This is a genomic window from Pseudomonas quasicaspiana (assembly GCF_021147825.1).
Taxonomy (GTDB): domain Bacteria; phylum Pseudomonadota; class Gammaproteobacteria; order Pseudomonadales; family Pseudomonadaceae; genus Aquipseudomonas; species Aquipseudomonas quasicaspiana.
Genome location: NZ_JAGTPI010000009.1, coordinates 44,524 through 69,130, shown reverse-complemented (window position 1 = coordinate 69,130; position 24,607 = coordinate 44,524). Strand labels below are relative to the sequence as shown.

The following is a 24,607-nucleotide window of genomic DNA, read 5'->3' as shown; positions in this document are numbered from 1 at the left end:
GCGATGGCGTCCTGTCTGACCCACCGCCATCGCTGCCTCGCAATGCTAGTGAGCTCCAGAAAGTATTCCAGATCAGATACAAGCCAACTCCCTTATCCGGGTCGGCTTTTACATTGATCACCGAACTCTTCAGGAACGTCGCCATGAGCTTTATCACTGAAATCAAAACCTTCGCCGCGCTCGGCAGCGGCGTCATCGGCAGCGGCTGGGTGTCCCGCGCCCTCGCCCATGGCCTGGATGTGGTCGCCTGGGACCCCGCGCCCGGCGCCGAAGCAGCGCTGCGCAAACGTGTTGCCAATGCCTGGGGCGCCCTGGAGCAACAGGGCCTGGCGCCCGGTGCATCCCAGACCCGCTTGCGCTTTGTCGCCACTATCGAAGAATGTGTCAGAGACGCCGACTTCATCCAGGAAAGCGCCCCGGAACGCCTGGAATTGAAACTGGATTTGCACAGCAAGATCAGCGCGGCAGCCAGGCCGAATGTGTTGATTGGTTCAAGTACGTCCGGGCTGCTGCCAAGTGCATTCTACGAAGGTTCCGTGAATCCGGAGCGCTGCGTGGTCGGCCATCCGTTCAATCCGGTGTACCTGCTGCCATTGGTTGAAGTGGTGGGCGGCAAAAACACCGCTCCGGAGGCTATTCAAGCGGCGATCAAGGTGTATGAATCCCTCGGCATGCGCCCGCTGCATGTGCGTAAGGAAGTCCCCGGCTTTATCGCTGATCGCTTGCTCGAAGCGCTATGGCGCGAGGCGCTGCACCTGGTCAATGACGGCGTGGCGACCACCGGCGAAATCGATGACGCGATTCGCTTCGGTGCCGGGTTGCGCTGGTCGTTCATGGGCACCTTTCTCACCTACACATTGGCAGGTGGCGACGCGGGCATGCGTCACTTCATGGCGCAGTTCGGCCCGGCGTTGCAGTTGCCGTGGACCTACCTGACTGCGCCGGATCTGACCGAAAAACTGATCGACGATGTGGTCGACGGCACGAGTGATCAGCTAGGTGAACGCAGTATTTCAGAGCTGGAGCGCTACCGTGATGATTGTTTGCTCGCCGTGCTGGAGGCGGTGAAAACTACCAAAATCAAGCACGGCATGACCTTTGCCGAATAACCCTCGGGAGCTGGCGGCGGTGAGTTGTGTATCACTAACGCAAGCAAAGCCGGCTCCCACATTTGCCCGAGCACCGACCCGGAATCGCCGACATGCCAGCACTGACCACCTATACCACCCAAGTTGAACCCGCCTGGGTCGACTATAACGGCCACCTGCGCGACGCGTTCTACCTGCTGATCTTCAGCTACGCCACTGACGGGCTGATGGATGCTCTGGGCCTGGACAGTGATCACCGCGAAGCAAGCGGTCACTCGCTGTTCACTCTGGAACTGCACCTCAATTATCTGCACGAAGTCAAACTCGGCGCCGAGGTTGAGGTGCATACCCAATTGATCGCCCACGACGCCAAACGCCTGCATCTCTATCACAGCCTACATCTGGTCGGAAATGATACTGAGCTGGCTGGCAATGAGCAGATGTTGTTACACGTGGATCTGGCCGGTCCGCATGCGACAGTTTTTACAGAGGCCACACGGGAAAGACTGGACGCTATAAGCGCTGAACAGTCCGATCTGCCGAAGCCTGCACTCCTCGGCCGGGTCATTGGTTTGCACGCAAAAGTTTGAGGAGGTTTGCATGCAAACCACAGCCCGATAATCAGCTCCCTTCGAACAACCCAAGATAGCGTAAACCGTTATAACTATTTTCAGGTGGGACGCTGATTACACCATCACCGTCGGTGTACCAGAAAATCGCGTTGGCTTCGGTGATGCCCAAGGCTGCGCAGGCAGCCTTGGCTCTCTCCCAATCACTTGCATCAATCGGAGCGTCCTGCAGGATTTCATCAACCGTGACCAGGTTGTCGCGCCGCGTGATGATGCCGATAAAATCTTCGTCATACCATTTGATGCCCACATCCTTACAGAACCCGCAGACCCGGTAGTCAGGGTCATCAAAGCCATCTTCCGTGGAGTAATCCAGTTCAAAATATCTTTGATATTCGCTTTCGGGCGCAAAGCTAGTGCCTAGCCACACATGGACCTTGTCATAATTATCTAAATCGTACGTGATCATTGACGCACCTTTGTATGTTCGGCGCCGGGGCTTTTCGAACATTGAACCGCCCCGCCGCTACCAGTCGCCGCGCCACTGCTCGAGAAACTCAGTGTCTCTGGACAGGCCGACTCTTTCCCCTAATTGGTACAGAACCTCCATCAGGGACTCGCGCTCTACCGTTTCAATCTCATCTTCAAACTGGTTAATGTGCAGCACCGCGTTTTTGAACAGCGGCAGCGCGCGATCAGCCGCATCAGCACCCTGTAATTTCAGCACTTCAGCATAAAGTGCAGAGACCACAGGATAGATTTTAGCCAGGAGTTCTTCATACCCTTCCAGCAACTGAAGTCCGGTTTTTACATCCGGTGCAGATATCAAAGCCTCGGCGCTTTTCTTGCGAGACAAAAGCAGCGCCTCTGGAGTTTTTAGTGCCGGAAAAATAAATTGCTTGCTGTCATCCCAGTTGATCCCCGTGTCGTAAAAAAACCGTAGCCTTTCCTGCAGCTTGACCGGGTCGCCGGCAACGCCGCAGAAGTCATGACTTTCAATGATCTCAAGGTCTTTCTCAGGGCATAGATCAGACTTCAGCACCCTCGCCCCGATACTCGAGTAACGGTCGCTCAGTTCTATGAGGTCAGCGGTGTATGTGTCCTCTGAGACCCATCTGAAACTCAGCATTTTTTTGAGTATCGGGCGTTCATTGACCTTCACTTCATCTGCGGCTAAAAAACGCAGGAAAAGTTTCTTGACCGGCTTGGAGGCAATAAAGAGGCAGAACAGAATGGGACTGTTATTTAAATCAATGCCCTCCCATTCATCGACCGTTCTGAAGGTGTCAAAAAACTCCATCAAGCCATGTTCTCGCATCTGGGCAAGGGTATAAACACCCTCAGCCACTTCAACAACGAGCACGGCATCATCAACCCACTTGATTGTTTTCACTGTTTAGACGCCTCTTTTCTTAGGTTCAACCTTGCGGTTGAGCAACCAACTTCGCTTCTTCCATGAACCCGTGTTCAATCAGGTAGCGCTTCCCACCACTGATGACATGGCTCTTGAAACCTTCCCGCGACAATTCAAAATCTGCAGTAGCGAGGTTACGAAAAAGCGTAGGACGCGCGCTCTTGTAAAGAAACAGGATGTCGTTCCCGACTTTACCTACCAGTGGCTTGGCGTAGGTGGTGTTCTGGCACTCCATTATTTCCCCGGTGCAGTGCCCGCTCAGCCATTCAACCTTGGTGAGGTCGATGGGTGGGAGCGACCATTCACCAATGAAAAGATGCTGGTTATCCCTGGCATACGAGTAGCGCTGCAACTTATCTTTGGCATTGAGATTGACCGCTGAATAGTCACCGAAAGGAAAAATGACTTCAAAACTCTTGGGATCGGCGCCTTCAATCCGGGTAGCACCGAGATATACCGTGGTGCTGTCCATTGAGTAAGCAGCGACTTGATTCGCCTGATCAGGCGTCAAGCCAGCCTGACTGGAGCGTGCGACTCGAAAGTGTGCCGCATCGGTACTGAGCAACCAGAATGTGCGTCGTTCGAACGTTTCGTGGATTTGCAACCTGGCAGGCAGGTAACACACCGGGTTGAGCCCCTGCGCTACTGATCCAACGCCTGTACCGCTGCAGGGGCTTTCGCGCTCGCGGGACACTGCACCCAAGTACACGCGGCCATCAACGATCTGGAAACTGTCTTTTCGCACAGCATCTTTCTCCTTCGAACAGTCGCGCTCCCGATCAGGTGGGCGAGGGTTCGCGAAGGTCTCGGCAAAGGTCGTATCAAACCAGCTTTCGGTACAGCTGAACGTCTCAAACGCCTGACTCGTCAGCGGCAGACAACACGTAAAACACAGCACCACTATTTGCGCCGTCGAACAGCGTTCCAGGGCACGACTTCTGTTTGGCATTTCCTGCTCCATGCACAGCAACCTGTTGACGCCGCCAAGGGGTGGCGCGCCTGTTCACTCGACCAGCGTTAATGCACCATCGACATACCGCACCTCGCGCCCCAGCCACGCGGGGTCGACATCGGGCATCACCGCCGAGGGTTTACGAAGCTCACGCAGCAGGGTCGAGCCATGTGACAGACGCCCTCCCATGCGTGCAATCACCGCACGGGCATTCTGATAATGAGCGTGACGCCCGGGGTCCAGAGTGTCCTCGAGCAAAATATCCTCACCCAGAACACCCTGCACTTGCCCCGGATAAATCATGAACCCGGCGGCGTGTTCGGTTCCCTCACTGCCGTCCTGCCAAAAACTGCCAGCACGGTTGCGAACATCCGCGTGCGGCTCAAACCAGTAAGCTCGTTCAGTCATTGGCATGGCGTGATGCAGACGAAAAAACACCCTCATCAGATTGTCGCGATACCACTCTCGCACTTGCAGATAATAGCCACGCAGACCGGGCAAACCGGCGCAATGCGCCAGTTTTATAGCGCTCGACCATGTCGGGAATGGCTGCAACGGCAGGTCTGTCAAAGGCGGACGAGCAGTAGCCGGATCAGTTTCCCACGGCAAGCGATGAGGACAGTGCTCAAGGTCATGGTAAGCGGTCGGCGGGCGGCCAAAGAGGTCGCCGCCACTGCTGGCAAGTGCGGTTGCAATGCACAGGTTGCCCTGCACCACGAACACATAAAAACGGGTGAACCAGTCGGCAAACTGCCTGCCATCAGCATCTTGTGCCTGGAGGGCGCTGAGTTCCCGGTCAAAACGCTGCAATTGCTTTTCCAGCGTCAGCAAATGCCCGCGCGCGATGCGTTGCATGCGCAGGAACAGTAGCAGCGAACGCAGCAATCGCATGGGCCGCCAAGGCAGGTGCGGCGTTGCGCCGCCGACTTCACCGGCGTAGCTGCTGGAGGCAACGCCCCAGTCGGCCAGGCGAGCGAGAAACAGATCATTGTTGATATAGGAAGCACCGCCGAACAAGGCGGTAAACGGTTCGTTGTCCTGCAACACCCGAGGATCCCAGCGCGCCATGATTGCCGGAATACTGCCAGCAGCGCGGCGCTGAGCGTACTCCACCAGACGGCTGGGCTGAGGCGGCAGGATCTCGGCGATGTTGGCCGCGGTCAAGTGACGACGCCAGCCGTAATCACTGATCGGTCGATACTGCAGCAGCCACAGTTGTCGGCCGTCCCACGCCCACTCGACATCGCCCGGCACATAGTGAAAGACCCGCAGTACACCTTGCAGAAAGTCCCAGAGTTTTTCCTGGGTCAAACCGTGAGCTGACTTGAACGCGTGACTGCTCCAGGACTCACCCAGACGGGAAATAACAGCGCGTTCAGGGCTTGCCTGGCCGTCAGCCAGAGATTCAAGGTGGCCCTCGACCCACTCCAGCTCGACGGCCAGGTGGCGAACGAAAGCAATTCCGGAAAGCACCGGCGTGATGAACCGCTGCACAACCACTTCTTCAACACCCGCGTCGTGCAGCTCGGCGATACGCGCAGATACGTTAAGCGCAGGTTCGCGCAGGAAAGTAGTGCTCAGGCCCGCGTTCGCAGAGTCCGCCTGATCCTCACCAAAGCTGGAGGAACGCACCGCCCAGGTAGCATCCGGCTGGCTGGCTAGAAATGCAGACAGGCCGCGATCGTCACCCTGTACCAGTGACAACGCCGGCGGTACCGGTTGCCCGGCGCAGGCGGCCAGACGCAAGCGTCCACCTTTGGTATGGGCGACAAACCCGCGCTGCTTCGATTCCAGCCATTGTACAAATGCGGCTGGCGAATCGATCCACGGATAATGGCCCCAGCCCGGCTGCAAACTGATGGTCAGGTCAGCGCGGGCCAGAATAGCCGACCATGCCGCTGCCTGCTCAATGCCCAACACTCCATCCTGATCGCCCCACACCAGCTCGATCGGGTCTTGCACCCACTCCAGCAAAGGCAGCGCGGTGTCGGCCCGCAACAAGTCCCAATACGGCATGAACGCACGGCAGCGGGCATACCCGTCACCCATGCGCTGATAGTGACTGGCGGGCCAGGTCTGCCGGGAGAATTTGCGGGCAAACAGTGCGGGTTTGTTGGCCAATAACCAGTGGATGGTCTTGCGAATCGGCAGTGGCGACATCAATGCCGGCAGACGACGTTGCCAGAGAAACGCACCCACCGGCGCCAGCAAGACAATCCTGCAGAAATGCCCCGGCCGACGTTGCAGCGCATGCATCACCAGCAGGGCATTGACCCCCACCGCCACGATAGCGCTGCCGCTCACAGTCGCCGCTAGCAGTGCCTCGGCGTAGCTCGCCAGGTCTTCGCAAGGCGGTTGAGGGTTGCTGCCGAAACCCGGCAGCTCCAGGGCGGTGACCTGATAGTGCTCGAAGTGAGGCAGCGCGTCGTCCCACCATTCGGCGCTACTGCCGTTGCCCGCTAAGAGATACAGAAGTGGCTTGCTCATGCGCGCGCCTCAGGCAAAGTAGCCAGACTCAGAAGCATTCGGTCAGACATTACTGGGTCCCTGCCCTATGGCGCCACGTTGATGCTTACGGTCATGGCGATACAGCCATACCAAAGGTGGCAGCAGCATGAGCAGTGCAAAGGTGTCGAGCCACAGATGCGACCAGACCCCGACTTGAATTGAGAGCAGTATGTCCTGAGGCGCCCAGAGCACCAGACCTGCAATCAGCCAACCCCAGACCATCGGGGTTTTCTGGCGATTGCCAATGTGCACAAGGGCCAGCATGTATAACGAATAGCTTTGCAGCGTCGCGCCAAACAAGGCGAGCCACCACGTCTGTTGGGCCCGGGCAGACGTCGGCGCCGCGCCGGTCCAGAAAACCTCTTCAAGGGAGCTCAGATAACTATCGAACAGGCCAGACTGAGCGGTCCATGTAAGTACCACGCTCGCCAGAAGATGCCCTGACACCATCACATAAAGCCACATCACCAACGAGCGTCGGCGAGTAAGAAATGAGTACGACATTCTGCGTCCTGCAGCGTCCGTTGAAGACGCCATTTAAAGGTTTGCTAACGGGCTAAATACATTAACCCTCGCCCGCGCGGGGGGCTGATCGAGAAACCTTGCGACGTAACCGCTTCACCATTAGAGCATCAGGTTTTGGTCGACGCCCTTTTAGCGGCCTCGGCTTTGAGCGCTTTGGTTTTACCGTGCTCTGCCAGCAACTCCAGTGTTTGTTTGCTGGCTTTGGGATGATTGAGCAGGTACTCGTGGAAGAGTTTGTTGCCGGCCCGAATGAGCTGCAAAACAACCGTAGGTTCGTTGTAGTCTTCTTCAAAGCGCATCATCTGGCTTTCCAGCCGATAGTGCCCTTCAGCGGTTTGCTCCGAAGTGTCCTGAGCGAAAAGCTGCACCCGTAATTCATCCTGCTCCAGCACGTGTACAAATAAAAACACGGTGGTAACAAAGGTCAGGGATTTACGATTGGTCGCGGTTTGCGGAAGGTACACCTGTGAACAGAAATGGAACATTTGTCCGTTACAGGCCGGGATGCTGGCCTCGGACGCATTCCATCTGGGTGGGCGACGCAGAAAGAGAATGTCTTTCTTTTCGATCATGTCAACGCAAACAGGCCGCGTGGCCTCCCCTTTGCGGCTGTACGTCACTTCTCCATTTTGTGAGAGTGGGTGGTAAATCAGCGTTCCACTGTTCAGTTGTTTCTCTATGACCAGGTAATGAACCGAGAACAATTCACCATATTCAGGGGGGACTTCACCGGTACTGACTTTGCCGCCAAACAGATAGAGTTCCCTTTCAATCTGGCTGCCCAGAATCTCCAGGTCTGCTTGCTCGAGTTTAATCCGCTCGATAAATACAGCCTGGTTGCCTTGTATCTCTGGCCAGGGAATGTCCAGCATCGGATCCTTGCCGTTCATGTCTACGCAGATCATGGCTGCTTCAGGTGCATTGTTCACGCTGTCGACCTTTCCCAATGAACAGGATCTCCTGATATTGACAGGCCCGAGCGCACATGCAATGCGATCAGGCCAGACAACAACCTTACTTCTGGTCAAGGAACTCTGTCAGGAACCACTGCGGACGGCCGGTCATGGACAACTCGTCGTTGTAGCTGACACGCAGTTCATGGCTTTCACCAGGCAGGTAAAGCTCGCCATTATCTCGATCAAGTCGCAGTACTTCGTAGGGCTTGCCGTCCCTCTGAACAGAATAACGAGTGTCCTTGTTGGTGTTCTCGACTTTCATCTTCTGAATGCGCAAGTTCCACTCGTGATCGACACCCGCCACCTGCACCAATGCTTCATTGGCAGACCGATCGCCGATGCGCAGGACCCAGACCTTGACGCCCTTCTCGCCACTGTAAGCGAAAATTTTATCAGCGACTTCCGGGCGGGCCTCTTCGGCCATTGCAACGGATGAACCCAACAGGCAGATACTGAAAAGCACTGCCCAAACACTCCTGATGACTGACATCGATTGTCTTCCTTAGCGAGAAAAAGTCCGGGGATAATACATAAATAAAAACATTAATGAAGCGTGGATAACGCATCCAGTCCGCTGTCAGTCACTGGACTTCTGCGTTGCCACTTGAAGTTGTGAACTTCCACACACCGCTCGACGGTTTCATTCCAGACGATTTCAAACCCAGCAGTTTTCAACACTGTCGCCAGCCGTTGCCCCACCTTGAGAGCCTGTGCAGGATCATCACTGATCGCCCCAAAGGCGATGTACAGAACATCACTCTTGATAACACATTCAACGTCTTGCCCATGATAAAAGCAAAAGCCGTGATAATGATCATCGGGGGCCTCGTCAAGCGCTTCAGCCACTTCCGTAAAACCATCCGACGTCTCATAGCCCGCATTCTGGAGGGCACAGATACCGTCTTCATGGAGGTGATAGAACACATCATCGAGTCGATCGCAGGCAGTTACCTGCGGCCAGTTACGCTCTGCGTCGAGCTTGCGTTGCAGCTCCGGCAGGATCAACGCCTTCAGCGCGGGAACATCACAGTCGCCGTCAACGATGTCATCGACCATCGCGTGCATTTCTTCAGCCGTATAGAAGCCAGACGAAACCCACATCCGTATGCTGTCCGCAACGTACTCATTACTGTCTGCCATTGGCACCTCGCCAGCGTAAACAATCAATACTGATACTGTTGTCTCTGGTGACTGATCAGCCAATAAAAACTGCACATCCTTGCATGCGTCTGTCATGGACTCATGAATCGGGCTGTAGTTCTCTATGCATGTTTTTTACTCAGGAAAAACCTCCTGCTGGCGCGAAAACTTGTTTATGCCCGATTGATCCTGAAATCCCACTGATCAAAATTTGCCTCATCACGCACAACCGGTAACGACTCGACAGTAGTGATCCCCAACTCATAGACGCTTCGTGAGAATCCTTCATTCAACTCACTGAGGCCAGTGATGCTCAATGCGTAGAGCCCCGGCAAAATATCCAGATAATCACTATTCCCCAGGCGATCTGAGAGCCGGGCTTTGTAATTCAGAAAGAACTCAGGGTCCCAATCCGTCAAGGCATGCAGATCGGCAATAATCAACAGGCCGCTGGTGACGTTCAGTGGAATATCCGTGTATCGAAAAACCGCTTCGCTGCGTTGTTCAAAGGGCAACTCTCGCTCATTGAGCAAACGAAACACATAGTCTTCCTCGGGCAGTGGATACAAGGGCACAACCGCCCCGCTCTGCACTGCCAGCCGCCCTGTTTCGCTTTGCTCGACGAACACCTCAAAAAGATTGGAGGCATCAGGACACTGCTCAGCGACAAAACGGTGCAACACGACCGGGTCGAAAATAACCACACCGGGGCTGAAGGTTTCTATGTTTGCCTCAGTTTTCATTCGTCACTTCCAAAGGCTGACCAGGATATCGAGTTGATGACTGATCCGTGGGACCGAATTCATTCGGGAAGGTGGCATTCCAGGCGATAAGGCTGCGATTGTACCGGCCTCTTCGCGAATGAATTCGCTCCCACAAAGATTGTGTTCGCAGACAAACATGGAATCTCTCACCGATTACTCGAGCGTGCCAGTATTGAACCAACATTTCAAAAGGTGATCTCAAATGGCTACGTTCAGCCCTCAGGCTCATTAACAGCAACGCGCCGTCAAACCAGGGATAGGGAATAGATTAATGATTGTCGGAATTGACCTGGGCACCACTAACAGTCTGGTTGCCGTCTGGCATAACGATGCCAGCGTGCTGGTGCCCAATGTACTGGGCCATGTCCTGACCCCTTCGGTCGTAGGGCTGGATGAGGAAGGCCGGATACTGGTTGGCCAGGCTGCACGCGAGCGCCTGCATACTCATCCCGGCCAGACCGCAGCGTTGTTCAAACGACACATGGGCAGCGCCCATACCGTTCAATTGGGTTCACGGTCATTTCGCCCCGAGGAATTGTCGGCGCTGGTACTGCGCAGTCTCAAGGAAGATGTTGAGCGCGCTTACGGCGAACCGGTGACCGAGGCTGTCATCAGCGTCCCGGCCTATTTCAGTGATGCCCAGCGCAAGGCCACCCGCATCGCGGGTGAACTGGCCGGGCTGAAAGTCGACAAACTGATCAACGAACCGACCGCAGCCGCATTGGCCTATGGCTTGCCTCAGCGCGACAAAGAGACTTCGTTCCTGGTCTTCGACCTGGGCGGCGGCACCTTTGATGTGTCAATTCTTGAGCTCTTCGACGGTGTCGTGGAGGTCCGTGCCAGCGCTGGCGACAACTACCTCGGCGGTGAAGACTTCGACCATTTGCTGGCCGAGCGCTTCATCCAGACCCAACGCGACCAGCCTGATTTTCCCGCCCCACAGTCGATCATCCAGCCGCTACGCCGCGAAGCCGAACGTGTGCGCCAGGCACTCGGGCAGGACAACGACAGCGAGTTCGTTTTGCGGGTAGATGGCAAAGAGTGGAAGCACGTTTTCACCCAGGACGATATGAGCACGTTGTTTGCCCCCTTGCTTGAACGTCTGCGCAACCCCATCGAACGCGCGTTGCGTGATGCCAAAATCCGCATCAACGAACTCGACGAAGTATTGCTGGTGGGCGGCACCACACGTATGCCACTGGTTCGTAAACTTGCCGCCGGCCTGTTCGGTCGTTTTCCTTCGATTCATCTCAACCCTGACGAAGCCGTGGCCCACGGCGCAGCCATACAGGCTGCGTTGAAATCACGCAGTGCTGCACTTGAGGAAGTGATACTTACAGACGTCTGCTCCTACACCATGGGCATCGAGATCTCGCAAAGAGTCGGCAAGGATCGTGAGAACGGCCACTATTTACCGATCATTGAACGCAATAGTACGGTCCCGGTGAGCCGGGTTAAAACTGTGTCGACGGTTCATGATTTTCAGGACAGTGTGATGGTCTGCATTTACCAGGGCGAAAGTCGCCTGGTACGCGACAACATTGCCTTGGGTGAACTGGATATTCCCGTCCCGCCACAAAAAGGCCCCGTGGATCTCGACGTACGCTTTACCTACGACAACAACGGCATTCTGGAATGTCAGGTGAGCATCCCTGCCACCGGCGAGCAGCACGTACTGGTCATCGAAAATAACCCGGGCGTACTGAGCACCAAAGAAATTGCCGAGCGTCTGCAAGCGCTTGCCGCACTGAAAGTGCATCCCCGTGATCAGCAGATCAATACCCTGCTGGTCGCCCGTCTGGAGCGCATGTATCAGGAGAGCCTGGGCGATCTTCGTGAGGAGATTGACCGCTGTGCGAATCGGTTTCAGCAGGCATTGGCAACCCAGGACGAACACATCATTCGTCAGGCCCGTAGTGACCTGAGCGAGCGCATCGCGCGGCTGGAAAGAGGCGGCGGATACTGAGCCATGGTGTCGACTTTCGATTGCTGGGAAATACTGGGCCTGCCTGCCGGATCCGATGAGCGCAGCATCAAGCGCCAATACGCCAGACAGCTAAAGACCACGCGCCCGGACGAAGATCCGGTCGCCTTCCAGCGACTGCGTGAAGCGTATGAGCAAGCCCTGCAGATCATGCGTGATGGCGGCCTGGACGAGAGCGAGCAAGCTGCTGCTGACTTCATGGCTGAACCCTTTGTTGTCAGAAGCCACCCCCATGAGCCTCTCAACCCGACACCTTCACCCTACGAGCAAGCCGTCGAGCTGTTCTCCAGATTTGATGACGCAGACGTTGAGCAGTATTGGGATACAGCCTCGGCCAAAGGCTGTGGCCCTGAGTTCGAGCGTCTTCTGTTCCAGCGATGTGCAGACGACCCTGAAGCGCACACTGCGCTATTGACGTGGGGTCTGGAAAAACGTCAATGGCTGACGCCGTGGCAGCAGATCATTGGTGGCGAGTTTCAGCAACAACGGCTTGCCTTTGCTCTCACCACAGTGCTTTATAACCGCCTTGATCAGCACATGGCTGCAGGCGAAGACGCGTATTTTTTCGACTGCCTGGAGCAGCACAGCCGTCAAGGCTGGCTCAGTGATTTTTCACGCCGCCAGGCACTGCAGGTGCACGTCCTGAATCTGTTCCTCAACACTGAAAGCTGGTCGCCCGCACTATTCCAGCGCGTCTGCCAGTTGTTCGGTTGGGACGATGAAGCGGCAGTGGTGCCCATTGCGGATAAGTCATGGCAATACCTGCGTCGGCGCTGCGAGCAACAAGCCTGGCTTAACGAGTTACGCAGCCTCATGCAACTGCGCGAACAACAACCCAGTGCGCGCGCCAATGCCGCCACTCTGTTTCTGCTCTGCACCGCCCCTGCACAGCAAGCGCAACTGGCTGCTGATTTTGGCGAGGAAGACTGGCACGCCTGCGAACAACTGTCAGAGATTTTTGCCAGTCAGTACCCTGACCTGCTGGGAATATTCCCTAACCACAACCCCAGGTTCTGGAAGGCACTTGTCGTACAAAAGGCGCCGCCCTACGGGCTGAAACGCAGCGCCTGCGTCATCACCCTCGGCCTGATCCTGAACAGCATGGATCAACCCGACTTCATGTTCACGGTCACAATAATCCTGCTGCCACTCTATATCGCGGGCGGCGTGTTGGCGGCTTACGTCGGTAAATGGTTACTGAGCCACTGGGCGTCGCTGACGCAATACCTGTATGACGTGGACCTGCAAATCAGCCTATGGTGTGTGCGACACAATCTGATCAAGGATCGTCGATACCTCGTGATCCGTAACAGCGGCGGTTATCTAGCACTCGGATTTCTAATATGGAAGTTGCTCGGGATACTCGGCCTCGCGGCTTATGTGCTGACCGGAGCCATAGGCCTGCTGCGGTTTGCCGGTGCCGCGCCTGCAGACCGTCAGTACCGTTGGCGAAAGCCGTTGCAGGCGATCTATCGGATTGCCGGACTCAGCCCGTTGCAATGGCTGTTTGGCGTTTCGATGCTGTGTGTCATCGGCTATGTGCAACTGCACATGCCCGGCACCGTGCTGACTAAAAGTTGATGGCTGCGCATCAAGGGCTGTGGGGGAACTGGTTGTGGACATAAGCATCCAGTAGCCCCGTTACCCACGCAGAGTCCGTATTGCTTTCGAGGTGATAAGCAATCAGACCGAAATCATCGCTGACATACCCTGCAAGCTCGGAATTGTCCGAGACTGAAAAAACTTTTTTGAATACCCACTCTCTCAACAGGGTGATGTTTTCAATCACCTCACCGGTCAGTGGAGTGCTTTGCACAATGAGGTGATGCCGGGACCATTGCTCATCAAACCCCGCCTCATCGCGGGCATCAAGCATCGAGTCCCAGTCAGGGTTGCCTGCACACAACGCTTCAAAAAAACCGTCTGCGCGAACGAGACTCCACAATGCATTCAAATCTTGAACAATCATGAAAAACATCTCCGAAATTCACAACCGAGGACACGCAGCGCTCAGTGCCCCCACTACAAAACTGCTGCACGACGTCTTTATGGCATGAGCATATCGCACTGAGATCGACTTTGGTCATCACCTGCATGACTTGCTCTTCGTGACTCATATGTACCTTCTGAATGGAGCAATACATGAAATATGACGATGCCTCCTGGCACTACCTGGGCACCTTCCCCAAGCATCTGCCAAAAGCCGCTGGCGCCACTCATATCGGTATGTTTCTCGCGTGGATGCTGATGAATAACCTGGCCAGCGAAGAACTGGAAGAAGATGCCGAGAGCGAACTTGCCCAACTCAAGGCTCGCACCCTCACCGGCGCACAGTTTCTAATGAACGTACTGGACGAAAAGCTGACCGACCAGGAGTTCTCTGAAACCGGCAATGCATTTGCCGTTGCCTACTACGAAGGTTTGAATAACGACAGTCGCTACGTCGACGACTACCTGCAGACCTTTGGCGTCAGCATTAAAACCCTCTACAGCGTTGAGGACAGCTGGGACCATTACGACCAACTGTCTGCTGCGATGGATGCACGCTTTGCGGCCTGGATTGCAGCCGGGCGGCCCGAACATATTATTTGAACGAGCCTGGCGACGAGAATTACGCTCCAACATCAACGTACGGTCAGAGGGAAATAGCATGGATGAGTCGTTGCAGGCATTTGAACGGTTTGTAGCGCAATTCAATGCTTGGCCTGGCTCGCTCGGGGCCCTCACCTTTAACGCCGCCCCGGCTAATCTTCCGGCCATCGCCGAGATGCCGCAAGCGGGCCTGATGCGCAGGTATTTCGAGCACATAGACCTCTCGGCCGACCCCATGATTGGCGCAGACTTCGGCCTGGAACTTTATGGCCCACTGAGGCTGGAACAAGCACAGCAAGGTTGGCATGTCATAGACGATGAAGACCCTGCGTGGGGCTGGAAAGAAGGCTTCACCGTTTTCGCAGATCGCAATGGCGATGTGCTGGTTTATGACCGCCACGATGCCTGTTCTGCCATTTACGGATCGATTCAGAAAAGGTCGTTCAAGGTCGCTTCAGATATCGTTTCATTGCTCAACGCCTTACAAGCCGGGATCACGGTGCAATTGCAGGAATTCAATGATGACACCCTCGACGACGACCTGAGTCCCAAACCTGCCTTTCTGGATAGAGTCAGAGACGTAGTGGGTGATGTTGAGGGCGCCGACGTGGATGGATTCATGAAGTTCTTTTTTGAATGAACACGTGGAGTTAATCTCCTATTCAGTAGCCGCCTCAGGCTTTTAATTCAATGGGTGTACTCCAATGAGCTTGCGCTACGACTACAAAAATCCGCCTGCGAGTGTCGAAGACATCGCTATGGCCATGCAGCAATGCAACATAAAATCGGAGGCATGGATAACCGGGTTCTGGGCGCAGTGCAACGGCGCGATGATCGAAGACCTTGTGCTCATTTATTCCACGGACCACATCGCTGAACGGCAAGAGACCTACGACATAGCGACGTCTTTTCCTGATCACCTGCTCATTGGTGACGACTCTGGCGGTCGCTTTGTATTACTGGAGCGCTCGGCAGAGCCTCGGTTTTACCTGCAGGACTCGGGAAATCCTTTCATCGATGACGCAGAGGTTTTTTCATCCCTTGAGGCATTGATCAAAGCTGTCGTTGAAGAGGACTGAGCGTAATCAAATGGAAGACATCGACCCCGTACACGACCTAATCCACCAGCCTGACTATCAGGCATTGTCCGCGCAGCAACAAAGACTGGTGATCGCCAGCTATACGCTCAGAAGTCTGCGTCTGGTCGAGATGTTTGATCGTCGTTATAACCAATGTCTGGCAGATCTTTTTTGCCACGGCTTATCGGTCTACATCACCGGACGAGCCAGCGAGAGCCGCGACCTGCACGCAGAGATCGAGGCCCACATACCTGACACCGATGAGTTCAGTGAGCAGGAAGCGAGCTATGCACAAAACGCGTTTATCGCCCTGTTTTATCTGATAGGAGCGACAGCCACCGGCGACGCGGCTCTATTGCAGCGTAGTATCAACATGACCCTGGAAAACGTTGACTTGCTGTACTACGAGCGCGACCCTGACTACCTACAAATGGAACTGACGGCCGCAGAGCAGCATGTTCTCGATAACTTGCTGGAGCAGGCAGCAGCCACTTCTTCGGCAGAGCCCGCCACCTTTGAATTAATCGAAGCAATGACTTCACCCCACAGGCTGTGATTGTTTTTTCAACCTGATGGAATGATTTGATACCGCTGCTTGAACAGCCTGAGTGAGGCCTGATGAAAACTTACAGCATTCGCGAAGTACTGCAGAATATCGCAGACATGCCTGACAGCTGGTTCTACTTGCCAGCGACTCAATGGACGCTAGATACCCGCGGCGCGTTCTCATTGGACAGCCGGGATTTCGCACCCGATTCCACCGACTACCTGCCCCCGCAGGTGGCCAGTGAAGGTTGGGTGGAGACCTTGGAGAAGGCCATGATTGAGGACGTCATCTTCAACGCCGACCAGCAATTGACTCACGCATCGCTGGAGAACTACTTCCAGGCCTTCGAATTCTTTTACCAAAACGATGCGTTCATGGAATTTCAGCCAGACCCGCGCTGATGAACAATGATCGTTAGCCATAAGCTGCCACGAGAACCCCATGTCGACTTTGAACATTGAGCAGTTTCAACGGGATGTCCTGAAAGCGTCCATGAGCGCCATCGAACAGTTTCGAGCGGACTTCCCGAACGCAAAGGTCTGCGGATTCGCGCTGTATTCCGACGGCGACGCGGGAACACTGGTACCCGCCTTTAACACTCAAGACCATTTGGAGCGTGTCATAGCTGAAAACTCCGATGATTGGCAATACTTCAAGTGGTATCCCGCCGAGTGGAGCCACGAAGCCTACGCCGACCATTACTTCCAGGATTTATGCAAAATGCTCTGGGACCTGACCGACGCGACCACCGAGGATAATTTCGTGGCACATCGCAAACATATATTCGAGCAATCTGTCATCGCCCTGAGAAAGCTGACAACGACGTTCGACGATGCCATTTACGTGTTTGCGGTTTCGGACTTTGAGTGCCCGGAAGACGAGATTGCCTGGGTTACCGCTCTCAACACTCCAGACCAGGCCGACGAATTCAGGGCATGGAGGGAGTCACCCTCCAGTTGAAACCGCGAATATCGGGATATTCAATAGTTATGCAAGGACTTCAATCATGAGCATCGTCGAAACCTACCTCGCCGGTCTGCACAAAGCCTTACCGGCCGAACAACTCAATGAACTGAAACGTGCACACGGCGCTTCAGCGGCTGACCTGCAGCGGCTCACCGATCGTTATCCGTTGTGCCCGGCAAGCCTTCTTCAATTGCTCGGCCAGATCGACGGCACGCATTACCGGGATTATCCGGACGGCAGAGTCATGGTCCTGATACTTGGCTCCGATGTATTCGAGTACCCCTACTACCTCAGTTCGGTCGATCAGATCCTTGAAGAAATTGAGACTTACACCCGAAGCATTGAACAAATTTATGCAGGCTATCTTGACGAGCCCGACCTCGTCGGCCCCGGGATCGACATAACGCTGGGCATGCATGAGCGTCTGTGTTTCTCGCATTGCATGAACAATGGCGGCAGTTCCAGACTGTATATCGACTTTAATCCAGCGCCCGGCGGCAATGTGGGTCAGGTCGTGCGCTACCTTCACGATCCTGACAGTTACAAGGTGATTGCGCCGAGCTTCGATCAGTACCTGCAACAGTTGATTGATGATAATTACGCCTTCGTTTTCGAGGATGAAGACTACTGACGTTTTGTAAGTCCAGGGTTTTACAGCTCAGCCTGGACGATAAACGTGGCAACCTGAATCCAGTTTTTCTTTTTAAAGGCACCCCATCATGAGCCTCGTCGAAACTTATCTTGCCGGTCTGCGCGAGGTGTTACCGGCCGAAGATCTCGATCTACTGAAACACGCACACGGTGCTTCTGCGGCAGACTTGCAGCGGCTCACCGAACGTTATCCGTTGTGCCCGGCTAGCCTGTTGCAACTGCTTGGCCATTTCGACGGCACGCATTGGGAATACCCGGACGACGAGTCCGTAGTACTGATGCTGGGCTCCGATCTGGCGGGTTTGCCTTACTACCTGAATTCGGTAGAAGACATCCTTGCCGAGGCTGACGGCTTTTGTACCGAAAGCATCGACGAAATTTATGAAGGCTGGCCGGATGAGGAAGGCGAGCTGGCCGGAGAAGGCATTGATCGCACGGTGGGCATGAACGAGCGGCTTTGCTTTTCAAATTGCCTCAACAACGGGGGCACTTCCAGACTGTATATTGATTTCAATCCGTCACCGGGCGGGACAGTGGGTCAGATCATGCGCTTTCTGCATGACCCGGATAACTATGAAGTGATTGCGTCCAGCTTCGATCATTACCTGCAACAACTGATTGATCACGACTACCCGTTCATTCGCCGGGAGACCTGACGCCTGCTTACTGCCAGGGAAATGAGCGATGGGTCACTCGCTGCAACGGAATCGAGAGCGCGGAAAAACGCGCTTCGATCTGCATACACTGATCGCCGGTTATGCGCTCTCCCAGGCACAAGGGCAACGCCCGACATCCCTCTAGCGCACTGGCAATGTTGATCTCAAGAATCGCGCTAACCTCCCGCGCCGCGACACTCAACTGGTCAGGCGCGCATTCAGCCAGAAACAGGTCGTACTCAGCGTACAAGTCCCGCGCCAAACCGGGTTCTGCTGCCTTTGGTTCATCACCGCCTGGCACCTCCAGAAAGGCATCTTGCTCAGAGTAATGCTCAAGAGCGATGGCGTAGTCCTCCAGGCTAGAGTGCAGCTGTTGGCGCTTCTGTACGGACAACACGTCTGCAAAAGTAGCCGCCTCAAGGCACGAGGACAGGTCGTGCTGGGCGCCAAATTCCGAAACTCGACGCTCATCCTCGTCCTCGTCATCGCGCGTAACCAGGTAAAAGCGGCTGTCCAGCAATGCTGTGTCGCCCTGAACGTAGACCCAGACGTATTGGCTCCACAAAGCCCGATCATCAGAGCATGCAGCAATAGCCTCGACGGTTTCGCGAAACGACTTGAGCTTGAACATCCTGCAACGTCTCCTTGCGCGTAATGAGCGGTGACTATACCAAGGCTGCAGGAAAACGGGGCTGACGAGCAGGCCCTGAGTGCGCGTCAATCAAGAGTCAAAGGTATCTACCACCGAACGCGGCTGATTGTTGAATCCGGTACGGACTTTTTCATCACATAAGTATCCAATCCCGATACAGGCACTGCCTTTTCAGAATCACATGCTCTCCGTTCAGGGATACCTATGACCTTCTACATTTATCTACTCGCATGCTGTGCTGCCGCCGCAACGGGGATCATCTTCAAACCCGGGGCCTGGTACGAGTCACTTCAAAAGCCAGGCTTCACCCCGCCGAACTGGGCCTTCCCGGTGGCGTGGACGACGATCTATCTGCTGCTCGCATGGGCAGGGTATCGCTTGACCCTGATCCCCGGCAGCGAGATCGTGCTCGCGCTTTGGGCTGCACAAATAGCGCTGAACACGTTGTGGACACCGGTATTCTTTGGCGCGCACCGCATCGCCATTGCGATGGTAGTGCTTGCGCTGCTTTGGGCAGTGGTCGCCACCATGGTCGTGATGTCTTTTCAGCTGGACATCGTTACGGGGCTCATTTTACTGCCCTATCTGGCGTGGCTCTCCGTAGCGGCAGCGCTGAATTTTTATATTCTTCGGCACAACCGTCAGCGTTAATTCTGTACGCACGTACGTCGCTAAAGAGCCCCGGTAGCCTGCAAAGCTACCGGGGCTCTTTGTTTCACAAACGCTAGAAAGAGCAGCTCAGGCTCTATAACTCAGCCTTTCTAACTCAGGAGAACGCCCAATCCTGCGCAGGTTCTGATTGAGCGCCTATCAGCTCCACCTCTACAGATGCGGCGGCGACGTTCTGCGGCGCGAAGATGACGGTGTCTTGCAGCTCCGTCAACGGCCAGCGTTCGTCCAGGGTTAACTCAAAGCGCTGGCCCAGATCGTTGGTCTCGTAGTTCTTGAGGTAAGTGCGGCCCAACTCTGTGTTGTAACTGAGTTTAAGCGTGTCGCCAGTACCATCTCCGAACCCGGTAAAGCCCAGTGCCGAGACATCGATGTGATCAAACCTCTTGTCGAAGTTTTCAATGACGTCGGAGAAACTGTCCGTGGCTGTGCGGTAGCTATCGCGGATGGAGGTGTAAAGGAAAGTGTCTGCGCCCTCTCCGCCGTCCAGAATGTCGCGGCCGGCACCACTCTGGATAACGTCATCTCCCCCACCGCCATATATATGGTCGTTACCGCCCAGCCCCTGGATTGTCTCGGCAATAGCCGAGCCGTTGATCACGTGAGCGCCTGCGGTGCCTTTGATGTTCACCGGTTCGAATACCAGGTTGTCGGTGTTCAACTGATCGAGGTAATTCCCCTCAAGCACCAGTTCGAAGCGTTGCCCTTGAGCGTTGGTCTCAAAGTTTTTCAGGTAGGTACGCGTACCTTCAGCGTTTACCTGAAGTGAAAGCGTGCCGTCCAGACCATTGCCCAGGCCGGTAAAGCCCAGACCAATCAGGTCGATACGATCTTGAGTCGCGTCGAAATCAACAATACGGTCACTGCCAGTGGTGGTGCCGGTACGGAAGCTGTCGCCCACCGCGTCGAACCTGAAAATGTCAGCGCCGGTGCCGCCGATCAGGACGTCCCGCCCGCCATTACCCTGCAGTACGTCATCGCCGCCCAGACCCTTTATGATTTCAGCCTGATCGTTGCCAATCAGGTTGTCCGCGCCGGTCCAGCCATCAATGTGGCGATTACCGTCCTGACTACCGAACGTAGTATCCAGAGATCCGTCAGCATTAAGCCGGGTAATGGCGTACCCGCCCTGACCGACAACCACGATTTTTCCGTCTTCCTGCACGGTTACGCCACGCGCAGAGTAGCCTTCATTAGCACCCAATGCCGGGTGCACAACACCGTTGTCGCCAAAGCTGGTATCAAAGCTGCCATCCGCGTTGAGGCGCACTACTGTAGCGGCGTCGTAAGTTGTGCTGGTACCTGCAACGATGATCTTGCCATCGGGCTGCACAGTGACCGCAGATTGCCCTTGTAGCCCAAACGACTGTTCGAACACCAGGGTGCCGTTGTCAGCAAAACTGGTGTCCAGTTCACCATCAGCAGAGACTCTGACGATGCTGTAGGAGTAGTCACTCATTGCCGAGTAATTGCCGCCGAACAGAAAGCTGCCGTCGGGTTGTACTGTCGTCGAATTGTAAACCCCGATGAATTCACCTCCACCGGTGAAGGTGAACTTGCCATTCTCACCAAACTCAGTGGCCAGGGAACCGTCAGCGTTGAGCTTTGCCACGGATGGGTAGTCACCCTCCATGCCCGTGATGTAGAGCGTCCCGTCCGGGTTCACCGTAATATGTCCGCCGTTGTCGGCGGGCGGGATATCGACGTCAACAACCCCCGTGCCACCAAAGGAGGTATCCGCTACGCCGTCCTCATTGAAGCGCTGAACACGTACGCCCAACGGCCCGGCGACGGCTGACAGGATATGGCCGTCCGGCTGTACCGTCATATAGATACCCTGGTCCTGGTCTACGCTAGCCTGAACCATCACCACGCCGTCTTCTCCAAACGTGGTGTCCAGCGTACCGTCCGTATTGAGGCGGATCACCGAATAGTTGTCGCGTGTTTCGTGCTCTTCATAAGAATCGCCCAAGCGCCCCAGAACATAGGTACTGAAGCCGGCAACCAGTATCTTGCCATCCGCCTGCATGGCGACGCTGTTGGCCTTATCACCCAAGTTTGTGGGGTCTACATAAACCTGCCCAGGGGCTGTAATCACGGTATGCGTGCGTTGCTCTTCCATGTTGCCAATCCTTTAAACGTCATGGGGTCCACGTCAAAGTGGAGTAAGGGCGCTCGCCGAGATGTCGGACGACCGAGCAAAACTCTGACCTCGAATGATGCAACATGTGCCAGAAATCTGTTCAGCAATGTATTTGGGCGGTTTTCAGGTGATGTACGGGCGATGCATTTTCTGTAGGAGCTGCCGAAGGCTGCGAAGCCTTTCTCCTGACACGCCGCGATCGCAGCCTTCGGCAGCTCCTACAGGCCCTATGTTTGCCGCGAGACTGGTAGAACCGGATTCATCCGGGAAGACGGCATTCCAGACAGCAATGATGTGGCGGATGTACCGATCTCTTCCCGAATAAATTCGCTCCTACAGACTGCATGAACTTCACGTAGTACTGCTGAGCCCTGCTCATGGATTCATGTTGTAAAGCCCTGTTATCAGCGCAAGCCTGGTGCCATAGGCTCCAGCCATGGAAAAGTCCATCACACCTGTTTTCATCCAGTGCACCTGCGACGCAAGACGGCGGTCGATTGACAAGGAGTAAGCCCCATGAAGTTTGAGACGCCTGCGAGCACCAACCCCATCGATCAAATGAAAGTGATTGGTCAACCCAAGGATCGTGTTGAAGGCAGACTGAAAACAACCGGCACGGCGACGTATGCTTACGAACAGCAGGCCACTGCCAGCGCGCCCGCCTACGGCTATGTATTAGGTGCATCCATTGGAAAAGGCCGGATCTCCTCAATTGATTCGAGCGAAGCACGCCAGGCCAGCGGTGTTATTGCAATCGTAACCTATGAAAATGCCGGGCATTTGGACAAGGGGGAATTTTACGTTGATCGCGCACTTGCCGGTCCTGAGGTGGATCACTATCACCAGGCAGTAGCAATCGTCGTTGCCCACACGTTCGAACAAGCCCGCACCGCCTCGGCACTGCTTCGCGTCGATTACGTCAAGGAAGCTGGAGCCTATGATCTTGCCGCGCAGCGAGAGTCGGCCAAGACACCCCCGCCGGGTGCGTTCGGCCCTCCTCCACAAACCGCTATCGGGGATTTCGAAGGCGCGTTCAAGCAAGCAGCTTTCACCCTCGACGGTCATTACACCACCCCGGATCATGCCCACGCGATGATGGAACCCCATGCCACCATTGCTCAATGGCAAGGAGACAAACTGACGCTATGGACGTCCATTCAGCAAATGAACTGGGGCGTCAGAGACCTGGCCAAGACACTTGGAATCCCCAAAGACAACATTCACTTGATCTCGCCTTACATTGGCGGCGGTTTTGGCGGGAAAGGCACCATTCTGTGTGACGCCGTGTTGGCCTCTCTTGCGGCCAGAGAAGCCGGGCGGCCGGTAAAAGTAGCGCTTCCCCGCCCGCTGATGTTCAACAACCTGACCCATAGGCCAGCGACGATTCAAAGAATACGGCTGGGTGCCAATCCGGACGGCACACTCACCGCCATCGGCCATGAGAGTTGGTCCGGCAATCTGCGCGGTGGTCGTACTGAAGCCGCCACCGCATCAACCCGAACGTTGTACGCGGGCGCGAACCGCATGACCCGTTTGTACCTGGCCAAACTCGACTTGGCTGAAGGCAGCGCCATGCGAGCGCCCGGTGAGGCTCCAGGCATGATGGCGCTGGAAATTGCCATGGACGAAATGGCTGAGAAACTGGGCATGGATCCTGTGAAGTTTCGCGTCATCAACGACACTCAGGTAGATCCGGAGCAGCCAGATCGCCCATTTTCGCAGCGCCAGTTAGTCGAGTGCCTGAATACGGGAGCTGATCATTTCGGCTGGGCTCGACGTAATCCCCTGCCCGGCAAGGAGCTACATGACGGCTGGTGGACCGGCATCGGCATGGCGTCCGCCATCCGTGGAGCGCCTACCACGAAATCCGCCGCTCGCGTCCGGCTGGATCGCGATGGCATCGTCACCGTCGAAACCGACATGACAGACATCGGAACCGGCTCCTACACAATCATTGCCCAGACTGCAGCGGAAATGATGGGTGTGGGCATGGATAAGGTGAACGTGCATTTAGGGGATTCACGCTTCCCGGAGTCTTCCGGGTCAGGCGGCCAATGGGGCGCGGCTTCATCCACGGCGGGCGTCTATGCTGCGTGTGTGAAACTCAGGGAAGCCATCGCGACGAAGTTAGGACTGGACCCAACAACAGCGGAATTTATCGGTGGCCAGATTCGTGATGGTTTAAAAAGCATGCCATTGGCACAAGCGGCAATGGACGGCGACGTAATGGCCGAGGACGTCATGGAGTTCGGCAACCTGGCAAAAAAGTATGCCCAGCAAACCTTTGGCGCTCATTTTGTCGAGGTCGGCGTCCATGCCGCCACAGGAGAAATTCGCATTCGCCGCCAGTTGGCGGTCTGTGCAGCAGGACGGATACTCAACCCCAAAACAGCCCGCAGTCAGATCATTGGCGGGATGACCATGGGCGCAGGTGCAGCGCTTATGGAAGAAATGATTGTGGATCATCGCCTGGGATTTTTTGTTAATCATGATCTGGCCAGCTACGAAGTGCCGGTGCATGCCGACATCCCTCATCAGGAGGTTATTTTCCTCGATGAAGTAGACGCTTACGCAACACCTCTCAAGGCCAAGGGTGTCGGCGAGCTTGGTATTTCCGGAGCTGCCGCGGCGATTGCCAATGCTGTCTACAACGCGACCGGCATAAGGGTTCGCGATTACCCCATCACGCTCGATAAGCTCATTGATCATTTGCCCGCTCTGGGCTGACCTTACCTTCAACTCACTTGGCTTC

Annotated in this window: 26 protein-coding genes; 14 read left to right on the top strand and 12 right to left on the bottom strand. The window is 55.4% G+C overall.

Annotated features, from left to right (window positions below; translation table 11 throughout):
- The first annotated feature begins 143 nt into the window (after nt 1–143).
- A complete protein-coding gene (locus KDX30_RS08545; RefSeq protein ID WP_231675517.1) occupies nt 144–1,109 on the top strand; it encodes an L-carnitine dehydrogenase in 966 nt (321 codons plus the stop codon).
- 92 nt (nt 1,110–1,201) lie between these two features.
- Nucleotides 1,202–1,678 carry a thioesterase family protein gene (locus tag KDX30_RS08540; RefSeq protein WP_231675516.1) on the top strand — a complete coding sequence of 159 codons (477 nt, stop codon included), beginning with the start codon at nt 1,202–1,204 and terminating at the stop codon, nt 1,676–1,678.
- Nucleotides 1,679–1,709: 31 nt separating this feature from the next.
- On the opposite strand, the gene KDX30_RS08535 is transcribed toward KDX30_RS08540, so the two are convergent.
- The 9 genes from KDX30_RS08535 to KDX30_RS08495 form a co-directional block, all read right to left on the bottom strand.
- The gene (locus KDX30_RS08535) at nt 1,710–2,126 is read right to left on the bottom strand and encodes an immunity 22 family protein (protein ID WP_231675515.1); all 417 of its coding nucleotides are present in this window, start codon (nt 2,124–2,126) and stop codon (nt 1,710–1,712) included.
- Between the two features lie 57 nt (nt 2,127–2,183).
- Nucleotides 2,184–3,050, bottom strand: coding sequence for a hypothetical protein (locus tag KDX30_RS08530; protein WP_231675514.1), 867 nt, complete (start codon nt 3,048–3,050; stop codon nt 2,184–2,186).
- A gap of 25 nt (nt 3,051–3,075) precedes the next feature.
- Nucleotides 3,076–4,020 (bottom strand): DKNYY domain-containing protein, encoded by a 945-nt coding sequence (locus KDX30_RS08525; RefSeq protein WP_231675513.1) that lies wholly within the window; start codon nt 4,018–4,020, stop codon nt 3,076–3,078.
- A gap of 54 nt (nt 4,021–4,074) precedes the next feature.
- The gene (locus KDX30_RS08520) at nt 4,075–6,510 is read right to left on the bottom strand and encodes an alpha/beta fold hydrolase (protein ID WP_231675512.1); all 2,436 of its coding nucleotides are present in this window, start codon (nt 6,508–6,510) and stop codon (nt 4,075–4,077) included.
- A 42-nt stretch (nt 6,511–6,552) separates the two neighbouring features.
- A complete protein-coding gene (locus tag KDX30_RS08515; protein WP_231675511.1) occupies nt 6,553–7,035 on the bottom strand; it encodes a cell division protein in 483 nt (160 codons plus the stop codon).
- A gap of 128 nt (nt 7,036–7,163) precedes the next feature.
- Complete coding sequence (locus KDX30_RS08510; RefSeq protein WP_231675510.1) at nt 7,164–7,946, bottom strand: hypothetical protein; 783 nt, start codon at nt 7,944–7,946, stop codon at nt 7,164–7,166.
- A gap of 124 nt (nt 7,947–8,070) precedes the next feature.
- The gene (locus KDX30_RS08505; RefSeq protein ID WP_049826948.1) at nt 8,071–8,502 is read right to left on the bottom strand and encodes a hypothetical protein; all 432 of its coding nucleotides are present in this window, start codon (nt 8,500–8,502) and stop codon (nt 8,071–8,073) included.
- Nucleotides 8,503–8,555: 53 nt separating this feature from the next.
- Nucleotides 8,556–9,248 carry a DUF6891 domain-containing protein gene (locus tag KDX30_RS08500; RefSeq protein WP_231675509.1) on the bottom strand — a complete coding sequence of 231 codons (693 nt, stop codon included), beginning with the start codon at nt 9,246–9,248 and terminating at the stop codon, nt 8,556–8,558.
- A 77-nt stretch (nt 9,249–9,325) separates the two neighbouring features.
- A complete protein-coding gene (locus tag KDX30_RS08495) occupies nt 9,326–9,895 on the bottom strand; it encodes a hypothetical protein (RefSeq protein ID WP_231675508.1) in 570 nt (189 codons plus the stop codon).
- Between the two features lie 292 nt (nt 9,896–10,187).
- Between KDX30_RS08495 and KDX30_RS08490 the strand changes: the two genes are divergently transcribed.
- Both KDX30_RS08490 and KDX30_RS08485 read left to right on the top strand, forming a co-directional pair.
- Nucleotides 10,188–11,882 carry a molecular chaperone HscC gene (locus KDX30_RS08490; protein ID WP_231675507.1) on the top strand — a complete coding sequence of 565 codons (1,695 nt, stop codon included), beginning with the start codon at nt 10,188–10,190 and terminating at the stop codon, nt 11,880–11,882.
- A gap of 3 nt (nt 11,883–11,885) precedes the next feature.
- Nucleotides 11,886–13,481: a J domain-containing protein gene (locus tag KDX30_RS08485; RefSeq protein WP_231675506.1), complete on the top strand. Its 1,596-nt coding sequence runs from the start codon at nt 11,886–11,888 to the stop codon at nt 13,479–13,481.
- A gap of 10 nt (nt 13,482–13,491) precedes the next feature.
- On the opposite strand, the gene KDX30_RS08480 is transcribed toward KDX30_RS08485, so the two are convergent.
- On the bottom strand, nt 13,492–13,869 hold the full coding sequence (locus KDX30_RS08480; RefSeq protein WP_231675505.1) for a hypothetical protein: 378 nt from the start codon (nt 13,867–13,869) through the stop codon (nt 13,492–13,494).
- A 173-nt stretch (nt 13,870–14,042) separates the two neighbouring features.
- Between KDX30_RS08480 and KDX30_RS08475 the strand changes: the two genes are divergently transcribed.
- The 8 genes from KDX30_RS08475 to KDX30_RS08440 all read left to right on the top strand — a co-directional run bounded on the left by KDX30_RS08475 (nt 14,043) and on the right by KDX30_RS08440 (nt 18,391).
- Nucleotides 14,043–14,492 carry a DUF7832 domain-containing protein gene (locus tag KDX30_RS08475; RefSeq protein ID WP_231675504.1) on the top strand — a complete coding sequence of 150 codons (450 nt, stop codon included), beginning with the start codon at nt 14,043–14,045 and terminating at the stop codon, nt 14,490–14,492.
- 58 nt (nt 14,493–14,550) lie between these two features.
- The gene (locus KDX30_RS08470; protein WP_231675503.1) at nt 14,551–15,132 is read left to right on the top strand and encodes a hypothetical protein; all 582 of its coding nucleotides are present in this window, start codon (nt 14,551–14,553) and stop codon (nt 15,130–15,132) included.
- Nucleotides 15,133–15,196: 64 nt separating this feature from the next.
- On the top strand, nt 15,197–15,571 hold the full coding sequence (locus KDX30_RS08465; protein WP_049826949.1) for a hypothetical protein: 375 nt from the start codon (nt 15,197–15,199) through the stop codon (nt 15,569–15,571).
- Between the two features lie 10 nt (nt 15,572–15,581).
- A complete protein-coding gene (locus KDX30_RS08460; protein WP_231675502.1) occupies nt 15,582–16,127 on the top strand; it encodes a hypothetical protein in 546 nt (181 codons plus the stop codon).
- 62 nt (nt 16,128–16,189) lie between these two features.
- On the top strand, nt 16,190–16,519 hold the full coding sequence (locus tag KDX30_RS08455; protein WP_027900408.1) for a DUF7716 domain-containing protein: 330 nt from the start codon (nt 16,190–16,192) through the stop codon (nt 16,517–16,519).
- Between the two features lie 40 nt (nt 16,520–16,559).
- Entirely contained in the window at nt 16,560–17,078 is a 519-nt protein-coding gene (locus KDX30_RS08450) for a DUF4303 domain-containing protein (protein ID WP_231675501.1), read from the top strand.
- Between the two features lie 46 nt (nt 17,079–17,124).
- Nucleotides 17,125–17,715, top strand: a complete 591-nt coding sequence (locus KDX30_RS08445; protein WP_231675500.1) for an SMI1/KNR4 family protein — start codon at nt 17,125–17,127, stop codon at nt 17,713–17,715.
- Nucleotides 17,716–17,803: 88 nt separating this feature from the next.
- Nucleotides 17,804–18,391 carry an SMI1/KNR4 family protein gene (locus KDX30_RS08440; RefSeq protein ID WP_231675499.1) on the top strand — a complete coding sequence of 196 codons (588 nt, stop codon included), beginning with the start codon at nt 17,804–17,806 and terminating at the stop codon, nt 18,389–18,391.
- A gap of 7 nt (nt 18,392–18,398) precedes the next feature.
- On the opposite strand, the gene KDX30_RS08435 is transcribed toward KDX30_RS08440, so the two are convergent.
- Complete coding sequence (locus KDX30_RS08435; RefSeq protein ID WP_231675498.1) at nt 18,399–19,022, bottom strand: DUF7716 domain-containing protein; 624 nt, start codon at nt 19,020–19,022, stop codon at nt 18,399–18,401.
- Between the two features lie 225 nt (nt 19,023–19,247).
- On the opposite strand from KDX30_RS08435, the gene tspO reads away from it, so the two are divergent.
- Complete coding sequence (gene tspO / locus KDX30_RS08430) at nt 19,248–19,694, top strand: tryptophan-rich sensory protein TspO (protein WP_231675497.1); 447 nt, start codon at nt 19,248–19,250, stop codon at nt 19,692–19,694.
- Between the two features lie 115 nt (nt 19,695–19,809).
- On the opposite strand, the gene KDX30_RS29480 is transcribed toward tspO, so the two are convergent.
- The gene (locus KDX30_RS29480) at nt 19,810–21,834 is read right to left on the bottom strand and encodes a M10 family metallopeptidase C-terminal domain-containing protein (RefSeq protein WP_264760229.1); all 2,025 of its coding nucleotides are present in this window, start codon (nt 21,832–21,834) and stop codon (nt 19,810–19,812) included.
- Nucleotides 21,835–22,371: 537 nt separating this feature from the next.
- On the opposite strand from KDX30_RS29480, the gene paoC reads away from it, so the two are divergent.
- Nucleotides 22,372–24,582: an aldehyde oxidoreductase molybdenum-binding subunit PaoC gene (gene paoC, locus KDX30_RS08415; protein ID WP_231675496.1), complete on the top strand. Its 2,211-nt coding sequence runs from the start codon at nt 22,372–22,374 to the stop codon at nt 24,580–24,582.
- Nucleotides 24,583–24,607: the final 25 nt, after the last annotated feature.

Excerpts from the sequence above, each read along its gene's own strand:
- KDX30_RS08545 (WP_231675517.1), top strand. The coding sequence starts at position 144 with ATGAGCTTTATCACTGAAATCAAAACCTTCGCCGCGCTCGGCAGCGGC.
- KDX30_RS08540 (WP_231675516.1), top strand. The coding sequence starts at position 1,202 with ATGCCAGCACTGACCACCTATACCACCCAAGTTGAACCCGCCTGGGTC.
- KDX30_RS08535 (WP_231675515.1), bottom strand. The coding sequence starts at position 2,126 with ATGATCACGTACGATTTAGATAATTATGACAAGGTCCATGTGTGGCTA.
- KDX30_RS08525 (WP_231675513.1), bottom strand. The coding sequence starts at position 4,020 with ATGCCAAACAGAAGTCGTGCCCTGGAACGCTGTTCGACGGCGCAAATA.
- KDX30_RS08520 (WP_231675512.1), bottom strand. The coding sequence starts at position 6,510 with ATGAGCAAGCCACTTCTGTATCTCTTAGCGGGCAACGGCAGTAGCGCC.
- KDX30_RS08515 (WP_231675511.1), bottom strand. The coding sequence starts at position 7,035 with ATGTCGTACTCATTTCTTACTCGCCGACGCTCGTTGGTGATGTGGCTT.
- KDX30_RS08510 (WP_231675510.1), bottom strand. The coding sequence starts at position 7,946 with ATGAACGGCAAGGATCCGATGCTGGACATTCCCTGGCCAGAGATACAA.
- KDX30_RS08505 (WP_049826948.1), bottom strand. The coding sequence starts at position 8,502 with ATGTCAGTCATCAGGAGTGTTTGGGCAGTGCTTTTCAGTATCTGCCTG.
- KDX30_RS08500 (WP_231675509.1), bottom strand. The coding sequence starts at position 9,248 with ATGACAGACGCATGCAAGGATGTGCAGTTTTTATTGGCTGATCAGTCA.
- KDX30_RS08495 (WP_231675508.1), bottom strand. The coding sequence starts at position 9,895 with ATGAAAACTGAGGCAAACATAGAAACCTTCAGCCCCGGTGTGGTTATT.
- KDX30_RS08490 (WP_231675507.1), top strand. The coding sequence starts at position 10,188 with ATGATTGTCGGAATTGACCTGGGCACCACTAACAGTCTGGTTGCCGTC.
- KDX30_RS08485 (WP_231675506.1), top strand. The coding sequence starts at position 11,886 with ATGGTGTCGACTTTCGATTGCTGGGAAATACTGGGCCTGCCTGCCGGA.
- KDX30_RS08480 (WP_231675505.1), bottom strand. The coding sequence starts at position 13,869 with ATGATTGTTCAAGATTTGAATGCATTGTGGAGTCTCGTTCGCGCAGAC.
- KDX30_RS08475 (WP_231675504.1), top strand. The coding sequence starts at position 14,043 with ATGAAATATGACGATGCCTCCTGGCACTACCTGGGCACCTTCCCCAAG.
- KDX30_RS08470 (WP_231675503.1), top strand. The coding sequence starts at position 14,551 with ATGGATGAGTCGTTGCAGGCATTTGAACGGTTTGTAGCGCAATTCAAT.
- KDX30_RS08465 (WP_049826949.1), top strand. The coding sequence starts at position 15,197 with ATGAGCTTGCGCTACGACTACAAAAATCCGCCTGCGAGTGTCGAAGAC.
- KDX30_RS08460 (WP_231675502.1), top strand. The coding sequence starts at position 15,582 with ATGGAAGACATCGACCCCGTACACGACCTAATCCACCAGCCTGACTAT.
- KDX30_RS08455 (WP_027900408.1), top strand. The coding sequence starts at position 16,190 with ATGAAAACTTACAGCATTCGCGAAGTACTGCAGAATATCGCAGACATG.
- KDX30_RS08450 (WP_231675501.1), top strand. The coding sequence starts at position 16,560 with ATGTCGACTTTGAACATTGAGCAGTTTCAACGGGATGTCCTGAAAGCG.
- KDX30_RS08445 (WP_231675500.1), top strand. The coding sequence starts at position 17,125 with ATGAGCATCGTCGAAACCTACCTCGCCGGTCTGCACAAAGCCTTACCG.
- KDX30_RS08440 (WP_231675499.1), top strand. The coding sequence starts at position 17,804 with ATGAGCCTCGTCGAAACTTATCTTGCCGGTCTGCGCGAGGTGTTACCG.
- KDX30_RS08435 (WP_231675498.1), bottom strand. The coding sequence starts at position 19,022 with ATGTTCAAGCTCAAGTCGTTTCGCGAAACCGTCGAGGCTATTGCTGCA.
- tspO (WP_231675497.1), top strand. The coding sequence starts at position 19,248 with ATGACCTTCTACATTTATCTACTCGCATGCTGTGCTGCCGCCGCAACG.
- KDX30_RS29480 (WP_264760229.1), bottom strand. The coding sequence starts at position 21,834 with ATGGAAGAGCAACGCACGCATACCGTGATTACAGCCCCTGGGCAGGTT.
- paoC (WP_231675496.1), top strand. The coding sequence starts at position 22,372 with ATGAAGTTTGAGACGCCTGCGAGCACCAACCCCATCGATCAAATGAAA.